Genomic DNA, 20,120 nt, shown 5'->3' with positions numbered 1-20,120 from the left:
TCGTCAGGCATTGGATTTCTTGTCCCGTTTGGCGGCAAGGGTGCGACGGCCGGCAATCACCGAACCGCTGAGAACCCTTGCGATGATGGAGTAAGTTCGGATGCCGCTTCCGCTATCGACCATGTACTTGAGGCGGATTGCCCTGAACTCGTTGTTGGTGGTGAATGTCCAGCTATCGGCGTCGACACCGTTGTTGTCGGTGCCTTCGCGAAGGCGAATGTCGAGCACACTGCCTGCCTGCCCCTGACACCTGATCACCGCATCAACTTCGAGGTAGTCGACGCCATCCTTGTTGATCGAGACCGATCCGATGTTCGTGTAGACGGATGGAATGTTTTCAGTAGAGGCCGATGCGAAGAAGCGCCGCTCAGCAACCGCGTTCTGGGCCACCGCAGTGTCTTGGACAGATCCGTCCTTGAACGTGATCTGGTCCGTCGTGATGTTGCGGATATAAGCCGATTGCAGAAAGGCACCATTCTGGTCGACGGCGAACGGCACGTTTTTGCCGCCGTTGGCGATCAGAGCGAAGCGCTGCGCATCGACCAGGAACTGTGTCGGATTGGCTCCGTCGTAAGAGATATCGAGGTAAAACCACGCCTCGCGATAGTCACTGTTCGCATCAACACGCCCCCGCGCACCAATTCGAACATAGCCACCAGGGCCCGCCTGGACTTCCATCTTGAAGCGTGCATCTGCCGAATACGAACCGACCGCAGCACTTAGCCCTTGGAGCGATGTTGCTTGAGCAGTGATCTGCCCGCCTTGCTCAGACACAAGCGTTGACAGGCTGCTGAGAGCTGACACGCTGGCTTTGTCACCGAGAGCATTTTGCAGTGAGGTGATCGCCGAGCCCTGCGAGCTGATCGCATTGCCCTGCTGACCGACAACGCTCGACAACGTCTGCAACGCCGAGCTGTCGGCCTTGCCGCTCAAAGAGTTCTGCAAGCTCGTGATTGCCGACCCTTGCGACGTGATCGTATTGCCCTGACCCGCCACAGTCTGCTGCAAGCCGCTGAGAGCGGATGCCGATGCCTTACCGTCCAGCGCGTTTTGCAAGCCATTGATCGCCGATCCCTGAGATGAGATCGCATCGCCCTGGCTCGTGACCGTTTGCTGCAGACTGCTCAAAGCCGAAGCAGACGCTTTCCCGTTGAGCGAGGTCTGCAGCGACGTGATTGCCGAGCTCTGCGAACTGATCGAGTTACCCAGCTGACCTACCGTGTTGGACAAGGTCTGCAGAGCCGAAGCGTCAGCTTTGCCGGTGACTGAGTTCTGCAGGTTGGTGATCGCCGATCCTTGCGACGATATTGCGTTGCCTTGGTTCGTTACCGTCTGCTGAAGAGTGCTGACGGCAGATGCAGAAGCCTTGCCGTCGAGCCCGTTCTGCAACGACGTGATAGCGGTACCCTGAGACGAGAGTGCCGTCCCTTGCTGGCTGACCGTCGTCTGTAGGCTCGACAGCGCCGTCGCGGACGCCTTTCCGTCCAAAGAGACCTGTATCTGACCGATCGACTGCGCTTGTGCTTCGAGGTCGTCACCCTGTTCGATGACAACGGTCTGAAGCGATTGCAGCGCGCTCGCGTCCGCCTTCCCGGCGACCGAGTTCTGCAACGACGTGATCGCAGTCGAGCTACTCGTGATCGAACCTTCGGTCGCTGTGACCCGAGCTTCGAGCGACTGCAATGCCGAGGCGCTAGCTTTACCCGGCAGTGCCGCCTCAACCAGTGTGACGGCCTTTGCAACGATATCGACGCTGTCGTTCGTCGCCTCGATGCGGGTCGTCAGTGTCTGCGAAGCCGTCGTCAGAGCGTTGCGCACATTCTGCTGACCGAGGAAGGCGGCAAAGGCCGCATCCGTTGTCTCGGCGAGCAGATCCGTCAGCTCATTGCGGAGCGCCGTCGTCGACTGCCCTTGGATGACGATGCCGCCGCCACCGTTCATGGCATCGACCTGGGCAGACAGCAGCGCCAGCGCCGTGGCATTGGCTTTCTGACCAAGCTGAGTATTAAGCGTCGTCAGCGACTGCGCCTGAGCGGCAACGCTGCCTTCCAGATTTTCGACGGTCGTGGTGATCGTCGAGAGGCCGGAGGCAAGCGCTGTCACATCGCCGTTGACGTCCAAAAAGAGCGCTTGCAGGGCGGTGATCGACTCTGCGTTGGCACTGTCGCCCGACGCACGGGCCGACTGCTCGGCATACAGCTCTGCTCGGGACGCACCGGGGCTCGGTGATCCAATCGAGATCCAGTCGAACTCGAAATAGTCCGTGGCAGACTGCGCAACCGAGAGATCGATGCGGATCTGGTCGACTGTTCCCGTCCACGGCATATCGAACGTGATATTCGACAGGCCGTTGGCATCGAAGGAAGGTGCGGCGATCGTGACGCGCCGGGTGTCACTCCAGGCGAAGTCAGCAATACTGTTCCACCAGGCCTGACCTTCCCAGACCGGGTTGCCGGTTTTGCGAATGCGCGCACGGATCTGCCTGTAGGTATTGGCAACAACACCAAGTGCGATCGGAGAGACTGAATAAGGGGAAGCGCTATCGCCAGGGCGCAGATAGCCGCTGGACACGACAGGCGCGACGTCGCCGGTCCAACCCATGACATCGGTTTCGAACGCCCACATCCGGAGCGGATCGAACTGATTGTCAGTGCCGGCAGACAGCGCATTGATGCGATCGGCAAGAGCTGTATCGCGGCCGACACTTGCGCTTTCGACCGACAGCACCTGAGCCGACAAACCGGAAGACGTCGCTTCGAGAGTCGTCGTGCGCTGTGCAAGGGCGGATGTCTGCGAAACAGCGATCGTGATCTGCTCATCGTAGGTCGCAACCACCTGACCAATTCGGGCCGTCAGCAGCGTCCGCAGCTTTTCGACCTTGTCGAATTGCGCGAAGTCGTTCTCAGCGATGTAATCCCGAAGAGCCTCGATCTCAGCGCTCACCCCGCGAAACCGCGATGCCTGCTCGATGATGGCGGAGATCCGCGCCTGCTGCTCCTGCTCGATCGCGTCGGCCTGTTCAGCAATTGCATCAGCGCGTGTTGATGCTTCAGCCGCAAGCGCGTCCGCCTGCGCCTGCACGGCTGCAACACGGTCCTGGATTTCCTGCTGCAGGGCTTGCCCCTGCTCGCCGACATTCACAAAAAGATCGTCGTCGATCCAAGCCTTGAGGGTTTCAAGACTCCCGACTATCTCTGCTTGAAGATCCTCGAACGTCAGGCGCGTGTCGAATGTGCTGACCGGGAGCCAGGCCGACCAGTTGGTCTTGCGGGCCGTGAACGGAACGTACTTCCCCCGAACCTCGTAGTCGGTGGCTGGCAGACACCAGTCGCCCGAGAGCAACCATTCATATGGGTCCGCGTAGGGCGTCTGGTCGCTGTCGAACACGACGTCGCCGGTCACGCTGTTACGGACCTGAACCCACACCTTCATGACGTCGTCGAGGCCGTTGGCGCATTCGATCTTGATAGCGACGCGGCGTGGGGTGCCATCGTTGTCGGCGATCGATGCGGGCCCGACAGACCAACCGTCCATTTCCTGTACGGGCGCCTCGATCCGGCCCATCCAGCCTTCGGACGTCGGCAGCTCGAATTCAGGCGACCAATCATAATCGGCCGGGTCGATTTCCTTGATCGTCACGAGCTGATTGAGCGTCATCTCGCCTTCGATTGCGAGGATGATGAATTTCTTGTTCTCGTAGCCGTTGCGTTCCGACGTCCAGGAGATGACGTCGTTCGGCTCTAGCACCCATGCCTGCGGGGGCAGATAGAACTGATGCGTCCGGAAGCGGCGCTCTTCCTCGATCATCATGCGCATCAGGCGCTGGACCTGGCGCTTGTATGGCACGGCCGGGAACTGGACGTCAGCCGGCAGCACGCGGTTGCCGTCTTCGATTTCCAACGATGGACGGTAGAGCGTAGGCGCATCTTTCGATGCCCACTTTTCGTCGGGCTCCGGGTAGCTGGCTTTGATCGCATTGACCGTGGCATCGAGACCGGGGAACGGCTCGAAGCTCTGATCTTCCGTCACGATGATATCTGCGTCGGAAATCGCAAAGACGGCCGCCGCGAATGCGCCAACGTGAATCTTGAACGAGCCGCCATTCTCAGCAATGCGGGCAGCGCAGCCCGCGCGCAGGTCGTCGATCACATCGAGCGGTTCCATATCGCCGGTAATCTCGTATCCGCCACGGAACTGCGGCTCGCTCGGCTGGTCCGTGATGCGGATGAGGCGCGACGCCTCTTGCGCCGCTGCGATCCAGTTGGACGCAGGGAGCCTTGAGGCTGCCAGATCCTGACCGCCGAACATCCACTGGTCGTTGTACTTCAGGCCGCGGATGATGTTGTAGATCATGACCGGCAGGTTGGTGGACGGCTCCCAGGTCGCCGGTGCATTCCACCGGTGCGGGCCATTGCCGCCTGCGCTTGAATCCTTCCTGATGTCATAGAGCTTGAGCGGACCCAGCTCGAACACGCAGGTCGGCGCACCGCCGAACATGTCGCGGTTGAAGCGGAATGTCATGACTGCATACGGGCAGCCACGGCCGATCATCGTATCAAGGAACGGCCGGTTCGGATGGTCGCCAAAACGCGCGCGCAGATACGCGTTCGGCTGCGTCTGAGTGCCGTCGTAGAACTTGATCCAAGCGTGGTGATCTTTGCTGAGCGCGCCCTGGAACTGATAGATCGGAAAGCCGCGAGACGTTTCTTCGTCCCACATGATCGTGCACTTCTCGTCGTCGATCCACAGGCCCTGCAGACCCGACACGGGCATGTTGCCTAACTCAATGACGTCGACGAACATTGCATTCGGTGTTCCGCCGATATCGCCATAGGTGCCAGCATACTTGCGCTTGCCGGCCGTCGCGTATCGACCGATCGTCGTCGAGACAGGCAGGTCGTCGCCCATCTGGATTTCCAGCTTGACGCCAACGGCCTGCTGCTTCTGCTTCTTCGCCGTCATCTTCTGAAGCAGCGTCGACGCGAGATTGAGCGCGACCGTCAGAAGAATTTTGGCAATTAGCGATCCAACCGAACCCAGCGAGGCGATCAGCGCCGGGATGGCGGCAAACACCGGGCCGGCATGCGCCTGGTCCGCCAGAAGCCAGAAGCCTATGACGTTGAGAGCAAGAACGAAAATTTTCATGAATTACCCGACCCGGAATGCGCGGTCTGCAGAAAGGCGATCGACGGTACCGATCCCGGTCTCTGTCATCGTGATGACGCGCTCGCCGTTGACCACGCCGAGGCTGTGCTTGAACTGGGTGTCGACAGGGATGGTGACGATATCACCCATCTGCGCTTCAGACGGATGATAGTATTCCGGCAGATAGTTTGCCAGGAGATCCGCGATATCGTCGAAGCCGAGTTTTCGAATTAGCCGATAAGCAGATGCAGCATCGCTGAACTGGTCGGCATACTCCTCACCAAAGCGGACGCCGGTTAGAGCTTGGACGGTGCGGGCGCCAAGACCCAGCACGCAGTCATGACCTTGCCAGTCAAATGGCTGGCGCCGGATTTCATCAACGAGCGCGTGGAACTCGGAAATCCACAGCGGCTTGCGGTGCAGCTCGATCATACTGCCTGCCCCCATGGAATGCGCCAGGTCTTGACGGTGTTGGCGTACTTGCCCCACTCGTCGCCACCGCGCAGCTTCTGCGCCTCGTAGGACGACTTCGTGTAGTTCTTGCGGGTCAGCATCGAGATGGCATCGGAGACGCAGCGTATGGTCACCAGACCTTCGCCACCCACCGAAGGCGTGTCGATCGGCGAGCCGTCGACCTCACCGAGGAACACGAGCTGCGGCACCCCAACTGGCAAGCGCGTTGCGGGATCAAGAAGCATGTCCCAGATCTCGACCTTGCCCAGTCGCACATCGTAGCCGCGGACCAGTTGCTGAACGGGATCAGCAAGCTGGCTGATGCTGACAGGGACGGTCTGGATGGTCAGGTCCGAAACACGCGGGATCGACCCCACCTCAAGGTTGACGCTGCCGTAAAACAGCCGCGTCGATGGCTGGCTGTCAACGCCGGACGTGACTGTGATGTCGACGTTCTCATCACCGGTCCAAAAGGACACTGTCTCCAAGACGGTTGGATGGCCGAATTCGCGGGCGGTGACGCTCACCAGCTTGCGCGGCACGATGCCTCGCTCTGGCGCGTCGGCTAACGCGGCCATGAAATCAGGATCTACGTTGCGCATGGCTATTTCTTCTGCATGATCTGGAAGCTGCAGCCGTATGTGATGCCGCCTGTCACCTGCCCAACCTTATAGCTCTCAGGAACGACGAAGACGCGGCAAGCGGGCTTGATGAGGGTGACGGCCATGTCGACGGCTACGCCTGCCGGCAACGCGGGGAATACGCGGATCTGCGGTGTCACACCTGCACCGTTCGCCAGACCCGCCTGCGAGAACTCGAAGAACGCGTATCGCTCAGGATCCCCGCTATACTGGATCTGTACCTTGTCGCCGATCGACAGAACGTAGCCGGCCGGCAGCCCCTTAAGCGCGAGGCCCGTTCCACCGGCAACAATGCTCGCGACCGACACAGCAGCGCTTCCGAGCGCGATGCCGGCAGGATCAAGACGCGGTCCGCGAAACAGCGAGCTGGTCATCATGAACAGATCTTGCGGACCGCGTAGCGCTCTGATCTTCGCGTCGACCTCCTCCGCGATCGTGTTGCGCATCTGCAATGCGCTGACCTGTGCCATCCAGAGCGGCGGCGCCAGCTCGGCGCCGATCGTTCTTCCCGAGCCCAAACCGCTCAGCTGATCATTCCGCTTGATTTCCCACTTGAAGGGCGCCCACCGGTAGAACGACAGGTAGTCGAGAGACTGTGTCATCCGCGCTTCCTGGGATTAGAATTGATCTCGGCCATCCGCTGCGGCAACGCGTTTCGGCTGAAGGCGTCGACATGACGCGGTGTACGCGCATCGACAGTTTCGACTGACGTCTTCTTCACGAAGGCGCGAAGCTCGCCCTGGTCGCTAACACTGACATCGACCTGACTGCGGACGTTGAAGTTCCCGCCTCGGCCACCGTTGCGGATCACAGGCATCGTCGGTGCGCGAAGTGCCACGGGTCCGCCACCGTCATAGCCTCTCTGACCAAGACGCATTGCTTCGACCGCCGCCACGCCGCCGGCCTTGCTCACATCACGCTTGCTCCAAACGACTTCGCCTTTATGCACGACACCCGCAGGCTGATACTTGCCGCCTGGGCCAGTATAACCACCGTCGGACCAGAGCGCCCCGCCCGGAGCGGCCGGGAACGAGGAGCTTTTCCCGCCACCGAAGATCGACGAGATGATGCCGCCGAGGCCACCAAGCCCACCGCCGCCACTGCCTGCCCCGTTGACTTGGAAAATGGCGTCCAGCACCTGGTCGAGCAGCACGTCCGCAACTCGTGAGAGTGCGTTCTTGAGCGCGTCCGCTGCAGTGGCGCCGTTCATCAGATCGGTGATGAAGCCCTTCGTGACATCCTTGCCGACCGATGCCCACTCTTCGGCAGCTCGGCGCATTTCGTCTTGGCTCTGTGTGAGGAGACGCGTTTTCTCTTCGGCAATCGCCATCTCACCAGCAAGCTGCTTGATGCTATCGATCTGCGCTGGGGAAAGCTCGAGTCCCGCCTGCTTAGCCTGGTTGAGCAGTTCCTGTTCGTACCGTAGACGGTTTGCCGCCTGAGTTGTCATTCCGAGAGCAGTACCTTCCAAGCCTTGCTCCGCAACGAACTCACGGGCTCGCGCGATGACGTCGTCATATGCCTGCCCCTGCTCTTCGAGCTGCTTGGTCTTATCGGCCACCACACCGGCGCGAGCATCCGCGTCTTCGATATGCCAGTTCTCATTCGACAGCGGGAACGACAAGCCGAACTTGCTGGCATTGGAGTGCGCCCACTGGCGAGCCGCGTCGGAACTGTATCCAAGATCCGCGGCGTTGCCCTTGTTGTGCTGGCTGTTGCCGGGAGGAGCCACCCAACGGCGAGCCTCTGCCACGGACCCGTATTTCTTTAGCGCGTCCTGCCACAGCTGCTGCTGTCGCTCGACCGACCGGTAGCCGGAGTTGATCTTCAACTGTCCAGCCAGCTCTTTCGGCAGGGCCGCGAAAAGGCTTTCGAGCTTGCCTTCGAACGTCGACGACAGGCCGCTGATGTGCGATGCGTCTTTCCCGCCAGCGAGGAACCGATGCAAGTCGAGGCTTCCGCCGCCCGTAGCCGATGCCTTTGACGCAAGATTCGCCTCTGCCTGCGCTCGGACGGCTGCATCCGTTGCGATACCGCCCTGTTTCTCGATCGCCTCACGTAGGCGCTTCATCTCATCTTCAAGGTCACGCTGACTATCTGTCAGAGCGGCGCGACGCTTTTCCTCGTCGAGCAGCGTCTTGCCAACGCCTTCTCTGCGCGTGGTCTCTGCCTGGGCCAAGCGGTCCTGATAGTCGGCCGCGGGATATACAGTGCGCCCAGCAGCCCCGTTTGCAATGCCGTCTCCGAGCTGGCCGGCCATTGTCCGGAGGCTACGCATGTACGGGAAAACTTCTCTCAGCTTATCAATGAGCGTTGCGACACCTGCACTTACGTCGACTTTGCCTATCTCGTTCAGTCGCGTCCGGACTTGTTCGAGCGTGAGCTCTCCGTTTTCCGCCTGCGAGATCAACGTGCGCAATTGCTTTGCGGCGTCGCGATCGAAGTCATTCACCCGACCTCGGGTTATAGCTGTGATCTGAGCTTTGATATCACCAAGCGTATCAGCATCGCCAAACCCCAACATGTTCGACCAGCTACGGTCGTTCATTCGATCTAGTTCGGCGTTTACGTCAGCAAGACGAGCCCGAAGCTGATCTGGCGCGAGCTTATCGAGAGCTGTAGCGGCGCTCTCAACGGACGGACCTAGCTTTTCCGCGTTGAGCCCGAGTGCCTCCATTTCCTGCTTGAGCCTCTCGGTCCGAGCGGTAGTCTCTACAGCTTTCCCGCCAAAATAGGTCACAGCGCCCACCGCCGCGACACCCACCAGAGCACCAATCGGGCCAGCAGCGAGGCCAAGCAAAGAGAAGGCGGCCCCCAGATCACGTACGTTTCGGACATATTTCAGGAGAGACAACGCCCCGACCAGAGCGCGAGCGGCTGTCGCCCCGTCCTTAAGGCCGCTGATCATCTTGACAATTGAGCGGCCGACAAGAACGCCGGCAATAACACTTGCAACGGTGAGCGTCGTATCCGCGACCGTGTCGAAGTTATCGGCAAGAAGACTGAGACCTTGGACTAGTCGCTGCGTCGCACCCAAGCTCTCGTCGGTCGAGCCAATGTAACGTGTGAAGGCGTTGTCGACCTTGGTAAAACCCTGTTCGATCGTCTGCGTCGCGTTCGCCGCCATGCCTTGGATGGTTGGCAAACCTTTGATAAAGGCTTCAAAGAATTGCCGGCCAGAAACTGCGCCGTCGTTGACAAGCTCCTTTAGCCTGCTGACAGATCCGCCAGCTGCATCAAGACCGTTTGCGACGGCAATAAGGATGGGGCGCGCACCGTCATTGACGGAATTGAACTCTTCCGCCTGCACGCGGGCAGAACCAAGAAGCTGGCCAAGCTGCTGTAAAGCTCCCGACGCAGCAGGTGCACTCGTTCCTGCTACGCGAAGAGCTGTAGCCACGCCATCAGAGAACTTGATCAGATCGTCTTGAGACGCGCCCAAGTTATCGGAGGCTTGCGCGGCCTTGCCATAAAGGTCAGCAAGTGCTGTCACCGGGGCGGCGTTCGCCTGCGCAGACTGGTAGAGCTGATCGAGAATTTGAGTTTGCCGCTGCCCTGTGACACCTGCAACAGCGAGGCTGTTCTTCGCAGATGTCCACGCATCGGCATACCGTGTAACTTCACGAATGGAAAGTGCAGCCGCGACGCCTGTCAGAGGCGCGATCAGTCCTGCCGCGGCGTTCTTGCCAATTGCACCAAGCCTCTTGTCAAGCTGGCTCGCGCGCGTCTCGATAGCCTTCATCTGTCGATTGGAGACACCTACGGCCTTTTGCATTTCGCGCTGGTACCCCTTAAGGTCAGCGGAAAGTTGTACGACCAATTTTTCAATATCGGTTGCCATAGGTGTCCTGTGACAGATGCAAAAAGAAGAGAAGAACGAGAAATCGTCCTATCTTGGTTGATAGTTCTTCTTGTCGTTGGCGGGGGAGGCTATTGGCTCTTTTCGCCCCTGTTTTCGAGCCGAGGTAGCTCCAGCCTTGCAGTAAGCACGTCGATCAGGTCCGACTCAGCGGAATACGCTGTTGCGCGCGAAGCAATGAAGTCGATCCTAAATAGCTGCGGCACCATCGAGATGGTCACGCCTGTTGCATCAGGGGGGTATGTCCTCGATTGCTCCAATGGTGATCGTTACCGGATGGCTGCCGGCTCATCGGTCGCAAGGCTTAGTCGCTAGAATTAATCCAATCCCAAAGATCGTCTTCTTCGGCCTTGGTCATGGCGTCTTCGGCGCCGTTCGCCTTCTGATATCCATCTAGCGCCGCAAAATACTGCCACATGCTCATAGCCCGCACTTGTTGCGGGCTAAAACCCATCACGGCGCCATTGCCGTAGATGGCCGCAAATCTCAGCTTTCCGTTTGGGAGGTCGTCGAGCTGCTGTCCTGATTTCCGGCCACGTCCTCCCCCAGCGCGCCTTCCTCTGGAGCTCCGGTTAGGCCAGCCGACAGAATGCCCTGCGCATAGAGAACATTCTCTACGGGTGGGCGCTTTTCGACATAGTCACGAACCTTTTTAAGGGCGTCTGTTGGAGCCATTCCGCCACCAATCAGTCCGAGACGGATGGTATGCAGAACGTCGCCCATCATCCATTCGTCGGCGATTAATCGGTTCAGGACCACGTAAGGGCCAGCACCGCACGCCTCCTGCAGCAGCTCCAACTCGCCCCAGCCGAGGCGGAAGGTGTAGTCACCATCCGCCCACGGCAGTGTTATCTGCGCGTCCCGCATTAGACGACAACTCGCGTCATCTTGCCGTCGCTCTGGAGGGAGACGGTGCCAGTCGCGCGGCGGTTGTTGATGCCCGTGATTTCGAACGTTTCGACGTGCGCCTTACCGGTCCACGTGATCGTTTTGGCCGGGAACTCGGCAATGACCTTGATCGGCGTGGAGTCCTCGTCCTCCACAGCATCCAGCCACGTTTCAACGCTTTCTTCGGCGATAACAGTTTCGCCGCCGATCGACATCGAGATTGAGATCGCGTCACGGCCCATCCAGGACACCTGATCGGGGTCGTCACAGTCGGGAAGCTGAAACTCTTCCAGACCTTTGTTGAAGGTAAGCGAACGCTGCGTCAGTCCGCATGGAACGCCGTAGACAATTGGAACGGCAGAGTTGCCGAGCATGATCTTGATGCGTCCGCCCTTAATACCCGTTGCTTCTGCCATTGTGGATCTCCTTTGATGGCATGCCAATGAACCCACCGAACGGCAGGCGATCAGAATTGAAAAATTGATAGTTTCAGCCGGCAGCCACTTTTTTGGCTGCGTCTCGACTGGCTTTCCTGACGATGCGCTTTGCCGCTCGTTTATTTGCGCGCCAGCTCACGTAGAAGAACGGTTGCGCCCTTGTGCCAGGGTTGTCTGAACCGGCGAACTTCCCAGCGTTGGTATGTCCTGCAGTACCGAATTCGACCCACCGGGCGTAATAGGCATCGCTGTTGCCGGCGTAGATCGTCAGCGTGAGATCAGCTCCCAATGATCCCTTGGCCGTCGCCATGACCATGGAGCCTTTAGGTGCCTTTCCCCACGTCCAGCCGATGCTGTCGCGCAGCGTGCCGCTGTCTTTCGGAACTAGGCTTTTCATCATGGCGACGATTTCGTCAGCCGCCTCTTCCATGCCTAGCCTGATGCGCTCCCGAGCTACAGTCGGGAGCCGCTTAAGCTTCCTGTCCAGTCGAGCCAGGTTCAGGATTTTCGCCATTTGGCTTACCCCTTGTTGCGGCCGGCAGCTCAACCGCCTTGCCTTCAGCGATAGCCTGATCGGCACATTCCCGCTTTACGGTTTCTTCCATGCCCGCGAGGTATGCGGTGAGACTGTTGCCAGTCGGCCGATAGTCAAAGTCTTTGAGAAAACGAACGCGAGCCATTGCCAGTCCTTAGTTGCGAGGGTCTTCAATTTCGGCCGTGATTTGCACGACACCATGAGCCGTGATGCCATCAGGATCGATGAAGCATCGCGACAAAACGACATTCAGCGAGATCAGAGCGCCGACGCTGAGGGTTCCGTCTTTCTCGTGAAGCGCAGCCTCAACCGCGTTGACGAGTGCCTTGCAAGGGTTGAGCCGTCCGTCATCGCGTGACCAACAGTCGATTTGCATCGTCTCGTCGCGACCGGGGATGCATTCAGCATCAAGACGTTCCGTGTCCGTCGCCCCGAAGCTCACGTAAGGGAAAGGCGTCTTTGCATCGGGACCGTCAATGATCCTGTCGCCGACAATTGCAGACACTGCCCCGTCGTTTGACAACAGCGAAAGCACGATGTCCTGAAAGGCGACTGAAACACTCATGCCACGCCGCCTTCGACAGTGAATTCCAGATAAAGCCGGTCATCTGAGGGAACCGGTCCGGAGCGGATATTGTAGATCTCGCCATCGCTGTCGCGCATGCGCCAGGAAGTGTCGACAGCCTTGCTCTGCGAGCTGCTGCGCACCGTCACAACGATAGGCTGACGACCGGCTAGACGGGCAGCCTGGACAGTCTCGCCGCCAAGAAGGTAACGGAAGTTCGCCCAAACCTTTGTCGCGTCGGCCTCGTCGGCAAAGCCGTTCTTGATGCCGCCATGACCATCTTTAACCTTCTTCGGCGCGTCGAATGCAACACGCCGGTCCAGCTTGCCAGCTTCCATCGCTACACCCGAAGCCAACGGTAAGGGTTCACGAGCAACTGCGCCGACTGCGGAAGCCCATCGAGACCCGTTCGGTTCTCATACATCGCCGCGACGTACATCAGCGCTGCGACTTTGAACGTGTTTTCCTTACCAGGGGGAACGAGAGCCAGGTTGCAGTACTGCAGCACGGATTCCTGAGCGGCATCCATGTATGCTTCAATGGTAACGTCGTCGTCGCTGCCATCGACGCGAAGATGCGCCTTCACCTCGTCCAGAGTGTAGAGCGGGCCGGTAGTCAGGACGACGACGTTTGCCATGGAAGCGACCTTACTTGCTGGAGGGGTCGGTGATGACTTCGACACCCTGAGCGCGAAGCATGTTCGCAACAGCCTCGCCGGGGGTGAGGGTAGGATCGTTGAAGTCGATACGGTTCTGAGCAACCGTCGTGCCCTTGCGCGGATCGGCGTCGATGGCCGGATGCGAGAGATCGACGTCCGGAACGATCTGGACGGGTGCACCGGAAGGATCGACCTCGGTCGCCGGTGCGATGTTTGCTGCCTGTTCCGTCGCCACAGTCTCAGTGGACGTCACGCTCTCCACCGGCGTGGCTACAGGCGCGTTATTGCCGCTGTTCGTGACAGAAACCGTCTCATTGTGATGGTTTGCTTCGGGCGCCTGCTTGGCTGCGGCTGGCGCGGTGGTTTCTTTCGTCGTGGCCATGGTGGCCTCCTTTGATATCTGGGCTGAAGCAAAGTGGTAGCGGGCGTTATGTGACGCCCGCCGCCTGGATCAGACGCCGATCTTGAGGGCGCGCATTGGCTCGGGGTTGTAGACGCCGCCGCCAACGCGTTTCGTCGTGTAGAAGTGCACGAACGGCTTGTTGGTGTAGGGGTCGCGAAGGACACGGATGCCGACACGGTCGACGACCAGGTAAGTCGCTTCCATGTCGCCGTAGAGAGCGGCGATGTTGCCGGCCGCTACGACTGGCATGTCCGGCACCTGCACGATTGGCGCTTCGAACAGCGTCGACGGCTGACCGACAGCAGGGCTCGGCTGCCAGATGTAGTTGCCGTTGGCATCCTTGATCTTGCGATAAGCGGCAACCGACAGCCGGTTCATGAAGAACTTCGCGTTCTGCGAAAGTTCCTCCGGCAGGCTTGCAATCAGGTCGATCATGGCATCGAGCGTCACGCCGGCGGCAGCGCCGGAGTTCTGCACCTGGATGGCGCCCCATGGGTGCTTGGCGGCATTGGCGGCGCCAGTCACGTAAGTCAGGATGCCATTCGGCTTATTGACCCCGTCACCGCCGACGAAGGCAATGCCTTCCTGACGGGAGAACTCGGTGTCAACCTCGTCGGAAAGCCAGACTTCCAGATCGATGGCAGCATCGTCGAGCATCTGCTGAGAGATCGCCGGATTCGCGTAGATCTCGCCAGGGATGAAGTCGAGCTGACCGAACTGCGGCGTCGTGGTTGCCGGCCGCGAGGCGGTTTCACCCACCCAGCCAGAGCCGACCGCACGATCGGTGAACAGCTTCTTGAAGCCAGCACCGGTGATCGACTGCACACGAGCATTGGCACGAATTGCCGAGATCCGCTTCAGGCGGCCGGTGATCGTGCGATCCCATTCGATCGGAGCCAGATAGCCGCCGTCTTCGGCAGTGCCCTTAGTCATGGCCGCCGAGACGTCACCCTTGCGCATATGCGCCTTGAACGCCTTAGTGTATTCCGGATCGCCCGGGATATCGCCGATGATGTTGCCGGAGCCAGCTGCAGCGACCTTGGCATTCAGATCGTCGACGGCCTTCTGCATGTTCTTCTCCATCTCGGTGATGGAGGCGTTGATGCGCTCGACCTTCTCAGCAACGACGACATCCGCCTTGCCCTTCATGTTCTCTTCGTTCGCCTTCTTGAACTCCTCGAAGGCGGCGTTGATCTGGGCCAGCATGGCCTTGGGATCGGTTGCGTCGGCGCGAGGCATTGTCAGTACGGCGCGCGGACGCGCGAGCGCGAAAGCGCCCGGAGCAAATTTCATGGTCATAGGGATCTCCTAGTTTGACCGGATGGAAGAAAGCAGCCCGGCAAGACCGGACCAATCGTCTGCGACAGCGCCTGGCGTGTCTTCAAAGGCAGCGCCTGGCGTGCCTTTGATCTTGGTGAGGCGAGCGCGCGCATCGGTGCGCGTCATGCCCGCCGAGACGAGGGAAAGCTCCATCGCCCGAATTTCGTTGAGATCCTCGTCGCGTGCTTTCGCCTCGTCGTCGATCTTCATGCTGTCGGCCGGCAAAAGCGCGTCGGCAAAGCCTTGGCTGATGGCCTGCGATCCCGACATGAACGTTTCATCGTCCATCCATTTCGCGATCTTCTTCGCGTCCTGCTTTGATCGGGCAGCGTAGAGATCGACCATCGCCTGGTCGAAAGGTTCAAGCCAGTCCGCAGTCTCGCGCATATCGTGGCGATTGCCCTGCGCAAGCACCCAACAATTGTGGATCATCAGGAAGGATGCAGCGCCAATCTCGATCGTGTCGCCTGCCATTGCGATGACGGACGCGGCCGAGGCGGCCATGCCCATGACCTTGACGGTGATCGGCTGGGGATGTTCCCGCAGAATATTGAAGATTGTGATCCCTTCGAACATATCGCCGCCAGGGCTGTTGATCTGGATCTCAATCGGCTTCGGCCCAATTGCCTTCAGCTGCGCCGCGACCTTCTTTGCGGTAATACCGCCCCCCGACCAGTAGTCTTCGCCGATGATGTCGAACATGGTTATGACGTTGTCGCCCATCTCCAGCGAGCGAACCCCGGCCGCGTCGTCAGTCCAGCGATCAAAGACGTTGGGCTTGGTGTAGGCAGAGACTTCCCGGTTTGCCGGTACCGGCAGCGCACCGAAACGGCCTTTAGCCTGCGGCTTGGTGACAGCACCACGCGGCGGCTTGCGGACCGATGAACCGGCCATCTGGACAGCAGCCGGCTTGACCGGCTTAGGAAGCGGCTTGTTTGTCATGATCGAATCCTGTTTCGGGGTAGTCGCGTCTGCAGCCGTAGTGCTGGCCGATATTTATTGTGCAGCCGGCGGCGGTCCGCTGTTTGGCTGCGTCATGGGATTAATCGGCTTTTCACGCTCCGGCAGATCCATCGTGTCGCGAGCTTCGTCGTAGTGGATCCACGGCTGATGCCCGCCAGCGCCGAGCGCTTTCGAGAGATAGTCAGCCTGGTCTTTCAGAGATCCGCGCAGCAGGGCTCCCGGATTGAACTTGGCCTCGTAGAGTTCGACCTCCTCATCATCGAGCAGGCATCGCTCGACAGCTTGCTGCCAGGCTTCGAACCACGGGTTCAGCGCATACGCGACGAAGAACTGCCCCAGCGCTTCTATGCCGGAGCCCCAGCTCGTCTCGTCGACCATCAGCAGCGGCCGCGGAACGCCAGAAACGCGAGCAATTTCCTCAATCTGAAGCTTGCGCAGCTCCGTCATTTGGGAGTCTTTGGCGTTCGACCCGTAGGCCTTCCACTCCATGCCTTCTTCAAGGATCAGGTTCTTGCCGGCGTTCTCGGCTCCCTCTTTTTCCGAGAGGCTGTCTTTCAGCCGATTGTAGGCGTCATCTCCAAGCTTTCCGGGATGTGACAATGCGCCACCAACCAGCGTTCCGTTCTTGAACATCCGGCCTGCGGCAAGCTCGGCACTCAGCGCAAGGCCGATTGCCTCTTTCGCCTGCTCGATCAGCGAAAAGCCATTCAATCCGTCGATCGACGCACCGCGGAGATGGAAAATGTCTTCAGCCTGGTATCGAACTTTCGGCCCGTTGCTTGGCTCGTAGAGGTATTCCATGCGCCAGCTGGCGTTCAAGCTGACGGACATTTTGCGCGCATCGAGCGGTACCAAACCCGACACGATCGGCTTGCCTGTCCGGATGCTCGTCGATCGCAAGATGCGTGCAAAGCTGTTTTTGTGGACCAGCGCACGCATCTGCATGCAGGCGCGGAAGTCGAAAGCACTCTGGAAGCTGTTCGGTCGGCGATGCAACACGCGGTAAAGCGGGTGTTCTTTTGCCTTCTCTTTAGTCTCCTGAACAATCAAATGCAGGGGCAGCATGCCAATCGAGTTTGAGATGAGGCTGCAAGCCCTGAACATTGACGGGTTTCGGAGGGCAGTTTCCGGGTTTACCGTGAAACCGGTCGCCGTCATCATGCCATCACGAAGGAACTCGATTAGGCGAGGATCATCGAGCGACACATAACCTGCTCCGGACGCCATGACCTCGGCGCGACCGGTTGATGCTGGGGCAGCCTCTTTGCCGCGAAACAAATCCATGATGCCCATCGGCTCAGATCATCCTTATTCCGCGCGTCTCGTAGACAGAGCGGCCGATTGCTTCAGGGTTGAGGAACATCAACATGGCAGCATTGAATAGTGCCATCAGAGGGTCGATTTTTGCCGCCCCTGAAATTTCCTTGGTCACAACGTAGTTACTGCCGCGGAGGGTCTGTTTGGCATTTCCAACTGCCCACGCCATGAGGGCTTGGTCGCCGTGCATGAACCTTTTATCTTCCAACTTGAGCGGCACAGAAGAAATTGCGGTCTGGAGTTTCCATCCCTGTGCGACAGCTTCGAGCTGAGGTGCTTCAAGGTTCCTTGCCTCAAGTGCATCCAACAGCAACGCGATGCCCGCCGAGTCCAGTCCGATGCCTCTCGCCTCAGGCAAAAGCCCTGTATCGGCAATGCGCCGACAGATATCGGCCGCGGATGCAGCTTGGTCCTCGCTGCTCTTGGAGATGATCAGTTCGCCCAATGCCTGAAATTCTCTTAGGCGCGACGAGATCCCCTTACGCCTCTCAAAGACACTTTGGCGGGCCCAGGCCTGCCCCCACCCAAGCCATCGCTTGGTCACCTTCTCTCGTCCGATGACATACAGCGCTGCGAGATCGTCCGCGCCGCCCCAGTCAATGCCGATGGTGCAAACTTCCGATCGGTGCAGAAGGTCATCTAGCCCCGAAAGTTTCGGATCGACGCAGTCGGACCAGTGAACCGCCCCTGACCATCCGTCGCCCCCGATCCCGACCCCGATCTGAATATTCAGATGCTGGCTGGTCCATATCTGTTCGGCTTCGAGATTAACCTTCCCGTTGTTTTCGTAGTCATCAACGAGAAGTTCGGGATCAATCGACCGGCCGAGGTTTGGAAGCACGGCGCCCCAGTTTCTCTTATCGCGCCAGTATTCCTGATCCACCTGCTTCTCGAAAGGAAACTCATAGAGGACAGGAAGCATAATCGGCGCGCCACCTCCTTTGCCGTCCCGAATTGCCCGCGCCTTGTCCAGTTCTATCTTCCAGATCCCGGTTGGAGCCTCATCAGATTGCGTGGTGATCATGAGAACCTGACCGCCTTGCATCGTGATGCCACCGCCTCTGATCTGCTGCATGACAGCCGCGGCTTTGTTCTTCTTCCCCAGCTCGTGCAGCTCGTCGATGATTGTGAGGATTGGTATCTCACCGGTGATGATACCCGTGTCGAACGTCTTCACGTCCAGCTTCGTGCCGGTTTTAATACGCGTGATCCGCTTGTCGCTGTCCTGCACGTCGAAGATGCTTTTCAAGCGCGGGTCGATCCGGATCATGCCTTGTGCCTGCTCAAAGCAGCGCGTGGAGATGTTCTGGCTTGGCGCAACAATCAGCATCTGTCGATTTGGCGCTTCCTCCATAAAAAGTGCCGTCAGCCCCAAAGCCGCAACGTAAGTCGTCTTGGAGTTTTTCTTCGGGACCATGCAAAGCAGCTCACGGACCAGGATACGTTTTGTCTCCGGATCTTCGCTTGCGAGGAATGCGCAAAGGATCTCACGAAACCAGTCACCGCACGCTTCTGACAGCGGAGGGTTACCAGCAATGTCAGGCAGGCGCAGACGATTGAAGAATGCAACCGCCTTCGCTGCCTTGGCTTCGTTCAAGGGAACGTCAGCCATGGGCGTCTGGCCAGCCTGCAGTCTCTCCCACCAATCGGGACAGGCGAACCGCGGCAGATCTTCAGTGACGTGCATGCTGTTGAGCTTCCTGCTCCAGCTCTGCCATTAGATCGGCGTCCGCATCGATCGCCTGGCGCTCGGTGAGAATTTTCTTGCCAACCCGCTCGGTTGGCGCAGGCTTGGTGTCCTTTGGCGTCGATGCCAACTCGCGTTCGATCTCCATGCGATCGCTACGCTCCATCAGCTTGCCGAATTCCTTCAGAGCGCCAACGTTACCTTTCTCGGAGAGCTCCCATGCCAGCTCGATCCGCCGGAGCTCCATCCGATCCCGAGCGACCTCACGACCGCGAAGCTCGTAAAAATAATACTTGTGCAACGTCGGCAAAGTGACGCCCAGAGCCGACGCAATCCGAGGGTTTGTCCAGCCCATTGCCAATAACATACTGACGCGATTGCGATTTTTTTTTGCTGACCTCATGAGCGGGACGGCCTCGCTTCGAGGGCTTGTCCACGAAAGGCATTCCGAAGAGGTCGAAATTCTCATCCGACATAAAAAAATTCCCTGAATGCGGGGGACGCGGGTGCAGGAGGCAGAGGGGTTCCAGACTTTCGACCCCCCCCCTCCCGGTCGACGGGGTGGGGTCAGGTCTCGGCCTGGTCGTTGTCCGCCTCGACGATTACGATCGACGTGCCAAGGATCAAGCCTGCGAGGAGGATCAGACGAGTGCAATCCACATGCGAGCCCGATAGGTGCGCGTCAGTGTGAACGTCAGGGTCAAGCTGCTCATGACCTCAGCAGCATCGACGTTCGCTGTTGCCATCTCACCATCCGGGCTGTGCCCGCTCCTGCTTCTGCTTCTCGCTGTCGTGGTAGGCTTTGGTCACGGTCTGCAGGTTGTCGATGTCCCAGAACAACTGCTCGTCCCAGTGATGCGGCTTGACGTGGTCGCAGACTGGACTGTTAGGAGCGGGATGCTGGCCGAGACAGAGCGCTGCGGTCTGCTTGCACGTGTAGCTGTCACGTTCGAAAACCTTGAGCCGCAGCTTCTTCCAACGTGCGCTGTGATACCAGCTGCGGTTCGGCGTGTTGATCTCGCGCTCTCTCCGTCTGGCCTTTTCATCACCGACAGCACGTCCAAGACGAGGCGGCATCGAGGTCAGTCGAGGTGGCAGGGACTTAAGACGAGGCATACTCTAACACGACAAAAGGCGACCTTCCGGCCGCCTCATCATTCGTCATCTCATAGCTGTAGCACTTGCCCTGAATCGGTGCCTCACTCGAGAGGCTTCAAGGCTGGGGCCAGAGGAGAACATCAATACCCGA

At 59.2% G+C, this 20,120-nt stretch carries 18 protein-coding genes; all 18 read right to left on the bottom strand.

Annotated elements, in window-relative coordinates; all coding sequences use genetic code 11:
* Positions 1 to 3: 3 nt before the first annotated feature.
* The gene (locus tag ASG19_RS06725; protein ID WP_062454348.1) at positions 4 to 5,145 is read right to left on the bottom strand and encodes a phage tail protein; all 5,142 of its coding nucleotides are present in this window, start codon (positions 5,143 to 5,145) and stop codon (positions 4 to 6) included.
* Positions 5,146 to 5,148: 3 nt separating this feature from the next.
* Entirely contained in the window at positions 5,149 to 5,577 is a 429-nt protein-coding gene (locus ASG19_RS06720) for a hypothetical protein (protein ID WP_062454346.1), read from the bottom strand.
* The gene (locus tag ASG19_RS06715; protein WP_062454344.1) at positions 5,574 to 6,200 is read right to left on the bottom strand and encodes a hypothetical protein; all 627 of its coding nucleotides are present in this window, start codon (positions 6,198 to 6,200) and stop codon (positions 5,574 to 5,576) included. The genes ASG19_RS06720 and ASG19_RS06715 overlap by 4 nt, the downstream gene beginning before the upstream one ends.
* A gap of 2 nt (positions 6,201 to 6,202) precedes the next feature.
* Positions 6,203 to 6,841, bottom strand: coding sequence for a hypothetical protein (locus ASG19_RS06710; RefSeq protein ID WP_062454342.1), 639 nt, complete (start codon positions 6,839 to 6,841; stop codon positions 6,203 to 6,205).
* Complete coding sequence (locus tag ASG19_RS06705) at positions 6,838 to 10,080, bottom strand: tape measure protein (protein ID WP_062454339.1); 3,243 nt, start codon at positions 10,078 to 10,080, stop codon at positions 6,838 to 6,840. Before ASG19_RS06705 ends, ASG19_RS06710 begins: the two co-directional genes overlap by 4 nt.
* Positions 10,081 to 10,584: 504 nt before the next feature.
* Positions 10,585 to 10,965, bottom strand: a complete 381-nt coding sequence (locus tag ASG19_RS06700) for a gene transfer agent family protein (RefSeq protein WP_062454338.1) — start codon at positions 10,963 to 10,965, stop codon at positions 10,585 to 10,587.
* Entirely contained in the window at positions 10,965 to 11,402 is a 438-nt protein-coding gene (locus ASG19_RS06695; protein ID WP_062454336.1) for a phage tail tube protein, read from the bottom strand. Before ASG19_RS06695 ends, ASG19_RS06700 begins: the two co-directional genes overlap by 1 nt.
* Positions 11,403 to 11,475: 73 nt before the next feature.
* Complete coding sequence (locus tag ASG19_RS06690) at positions 11,476 to 11,937, bottom strand: HK97 gp10 family phage protein (protein ID WP_062454334.1); 462 nt, start codon at positions 11,935 to 11,937, stop codon at positions 11,476 to 11,478.
* A 175-nt stretch (positions 11,938 to 12,112) separates the two neighbouring features.
* The gene (locus ASG19_RS06685) at positions 12,113 to 12,523 is read right to left on the bottom strand and encodes a DUF3168 domain-containing protein (protein ID WP_062454332.1); all 411 of its coding nucleotides are present in this window, start codon (positions 12,521 to 12,523) and stop codon (positions 12,113 to 12,115) included.
* Positions 12,520 to 12,861, bottom strand: coding sequence for a head-tail adaptor protein (locus ASG19_RS06680; protein ID WP_062454330.1), 342 nt, complete (start codon positions 12,859 to 12,861; stop codon positions 12,520 to 12,522). The genes ASG19_RS06685 and ASG19_RS06680 overlap by 4 nt, the downstream gene beginning before the upstream one ends.
* A 2-nt stretch (positions 12,862 to 12,863) precedes the next feature.
* Entirely contained in the window at positions 12,864 to 13,160 is a 297-nt protein-coding gene (locus tag ASG19_RS06675; RefSeq protein WP_062454328.1) for a head-tail connector protein, read from the bottom strand.
* Positions 13,161 to 13,170: 10 nt separating this feature from the next.
* Entirely contained in the window at positions 13,171 to 13,563 is a 393-nt protein-coding gene (locus tag ASG19_RS06670; protein ID WP_244476088.1) for a hypothetical protein, read from the bottom strand.
* Positions 13,564 to 13,632: 69 nt separating this feature from the next.
* Entirely contained in the window at positions 13,633 to 14,883 is a 1,251-nt protein-coding gene (locus ASG19_RS06665) for a phage major capsid protein (RefSeq protein ID WP_062454327.1), read from the bottom strand.
* A gap of 9 nt (positions 14,884 to 14,892) precedes the next feature.
* Entirely contained in the window at positions 14,893 to 15,846 is a 954-nt protein-coding gene (locus tag ASG19_RS06660; RefSeq protein ID WP_244476087.1) for a head maturation protease, ClpP-related, read from the bottom strand.
* A gap of 54 nt (positions 15,847 to 15,900) precedes the next feature.
* Positions 15,901 to 17,160 carry a phage portal protein gene (locus ASG19_RS06655; protein WP_082476202.1) on the bottom strand — a complete coding sequence of 420 codons (1,260 nt, stop codon included), beginning with the start codon at positions 17,158 to 17,160 and terminating at the stop codon, positions 15,901 to 15,903.
* A gap of 4 nt (positions 17,161 to 17,164) precedes the next feature.
* The gene (locus ASG19_RS06650) at positions 17,165 to 18,871 is read right to left on the bottom strand and encodes a terminase TerL endonuclease subunit (RefSeq protein ID WP_062454325.1); all 1,707 of its coding nucleotides are present in this window, start codon (positions 18,869 to 18,871) and stop codon (positions 17,165 to 17,167) included.
* A complete protein-coding gene (locus ASG19_RS06645; RefSeq protein ID WP_200933883.1) occupies positions 18,858 to 19,274 on the bottom strand; it encodes a hypothetical protein in 417 nt (138 codons plus the stop codon). Before ASG19_RS06645 ends, ASG19_RS06650 begins: the two co-directional genes overlap by 14 nt.
* Positions 19,275 to 19,618: 344 nt before the next feature.
* On the bottom strand, positions 19,619 to 19,948 hold the full coding sequence (locus ASG19_RS06640) for an HNH endonuclease (RefSeq protein WP_244476086.1): 330 nt from the start codon (positions 19,946 to 19,948) through the stop codon (positions 19,619 to 19,621).
* Positions 19,949 to 20,120 lie beyond the last annotated feature (172 nt).

The sequence above is a fragment of the Rhizobium sp. Leaf306 genome, from assembly GCF_001423425.1.
GTDB classification, from domain to species: Bacteria; Pseudomonadota; Alphaproteobacteria; order Rhizobiales; family Rhizobiaceae; genus Neorhizobium; species Neorhizobium soli.
Note: the sequence above shows the minus strand (reverse complement) of the source record. Positions and strands in the feature narration are given on the sequence as shown.

Excerpts from the sequence above, each read along its gene's own strand:
- ASG19_RS06725 (WP_062454348.1), bottom strand. The coding sequence starts at position 5,145 with ATGAAAATTTTCGTTCTTGCTCTCAACGTCATAGGCTTCTGGCTTCTG.
- ASG19_RS06720 (WP_062454346.1), bottom strand. The coding sequence starts at position 5,577 with ATGATCGAGCTGCACCGCAAGCCGCTGTGGATTTCCGAGTTCCACGCG.
- ASG19_RS06715 (WP_062454344.1), bottom strand. The coding sequence starts at position 6,200 with ATGCGCAACGTAGATCCTGATTTCATGGCCGCGTTAGCCGACGCGCCA.
- ASG19_RS06710 (WP_062454342.1), bottom strand. The coding sequence starts at position 6,841 with ATGACACAGTCTCTCGACTACCTGTCGTTCTACCGGTGGGCGCCCTTC.
- ASG19_RS06705 (WP_062454339.1), bottom strand. The coding sequence starts at position 10,080 with ATGGCAACCGATATTGAAAAATTGGTCGTACAACTTTCCGCTGACCTT.
- ASG19_RS06700 (WP_062454338.1), bottom strand. The coding sequence starts at position 10,965 with ATGCGGGACGCGCAGATAACACTGCCGTGGGCGGATGGTGACTACACC.
- ASG19_RS06695 (WP_062454336.1), bottom strand. The coding sequence starts at position 11,402 with ATGGCAGAAGCAACGGGTATTAAGGGCGGACGCATCAAGATCATGCTC.
- ASG19_RS06690 (WP_062454334.1), bottom strand. The coding sequence starts at position 11,937 with ATGGCGAAAATCCTGAACCTGGCTCGACTGGACAGGAAGCTTAAGCGG.
- ASG19_RS06685 (WP_062454332.1), bottom strand. The coding sequence starts at position 12,523 with ATGAGTGTTTCAGTCGCCTTTCAGGACATCGTGCTTTCGCTGTTGTCA.
- ASG19_RS06680 (WP_062454330.1), bottom strand. The coding sequence starts at position 12,861 with ATGGAAGCTGGCAAGCTGGACCGGCGTGTTGCATTCGACGCGCCGAAG.
- ASG19_RS06675 (WP_062454328.1), bottom strand. The coding sequence starts at position 13,160 with ATGGCAAACGTCGTCGTCCTGACTACCGGCCCGCTCTACACTCTGGAC.
- ASG19_RS06670 (WP_244476088.1), bottom strand. The coding sequence starts at position 13,563 with ATGGCCACGACGAAAGAAACCACCGCGCCAGCCGCAGCCAAGCAGGCG.
- ASG19_RS06665 (WP_062454327.1), bottom strand. The coding sequence starts at position 14,883 with ATGACCATGAAATTTGCTCCGGGCGCTTTCGCGCTCGCGCGTCCGCGC.
- ASG19_RS06660 (WP_244476087.1), bottom strand. The coding sequence starts at position 15,846 with ATGACAAACAAGCCGCTTCCTAAGCCGGTCAAGCCGGCTGCTGTCCAG.
- ASG19_RS06655 (WP_082476202.1), bottom strand. The coding sequence starts at position 17,160 with ATGGGCATCATGGATTTGTTTCGCGGCAAAGAGGCTGCCCCAGCATCA.
- ASG19_RS06650 (WP_062454325.1), bottom strand. The coding sequence starts at position 18,871 with ATGCACGTCACTGAAGATCTGCCGCGGTTCGCCTGTCCCGATTGGTGG.
- ASG19_RS06645 (WP_200933883.1), bottom strand. The coding sequence starts at position 19,274 with ATGAGGTCAGCAAAAAAAAATCGCAATCGCGTCAGTATGTTATTGGCA.
- ASG19_RS06640 (WP_244476086.1), bottom strand. The coding sequence starts at position 19,948 with ATGCCGCCTCGTCTTGGACGTGCTGTCGGTGATGAAAAGGCCAGACGG.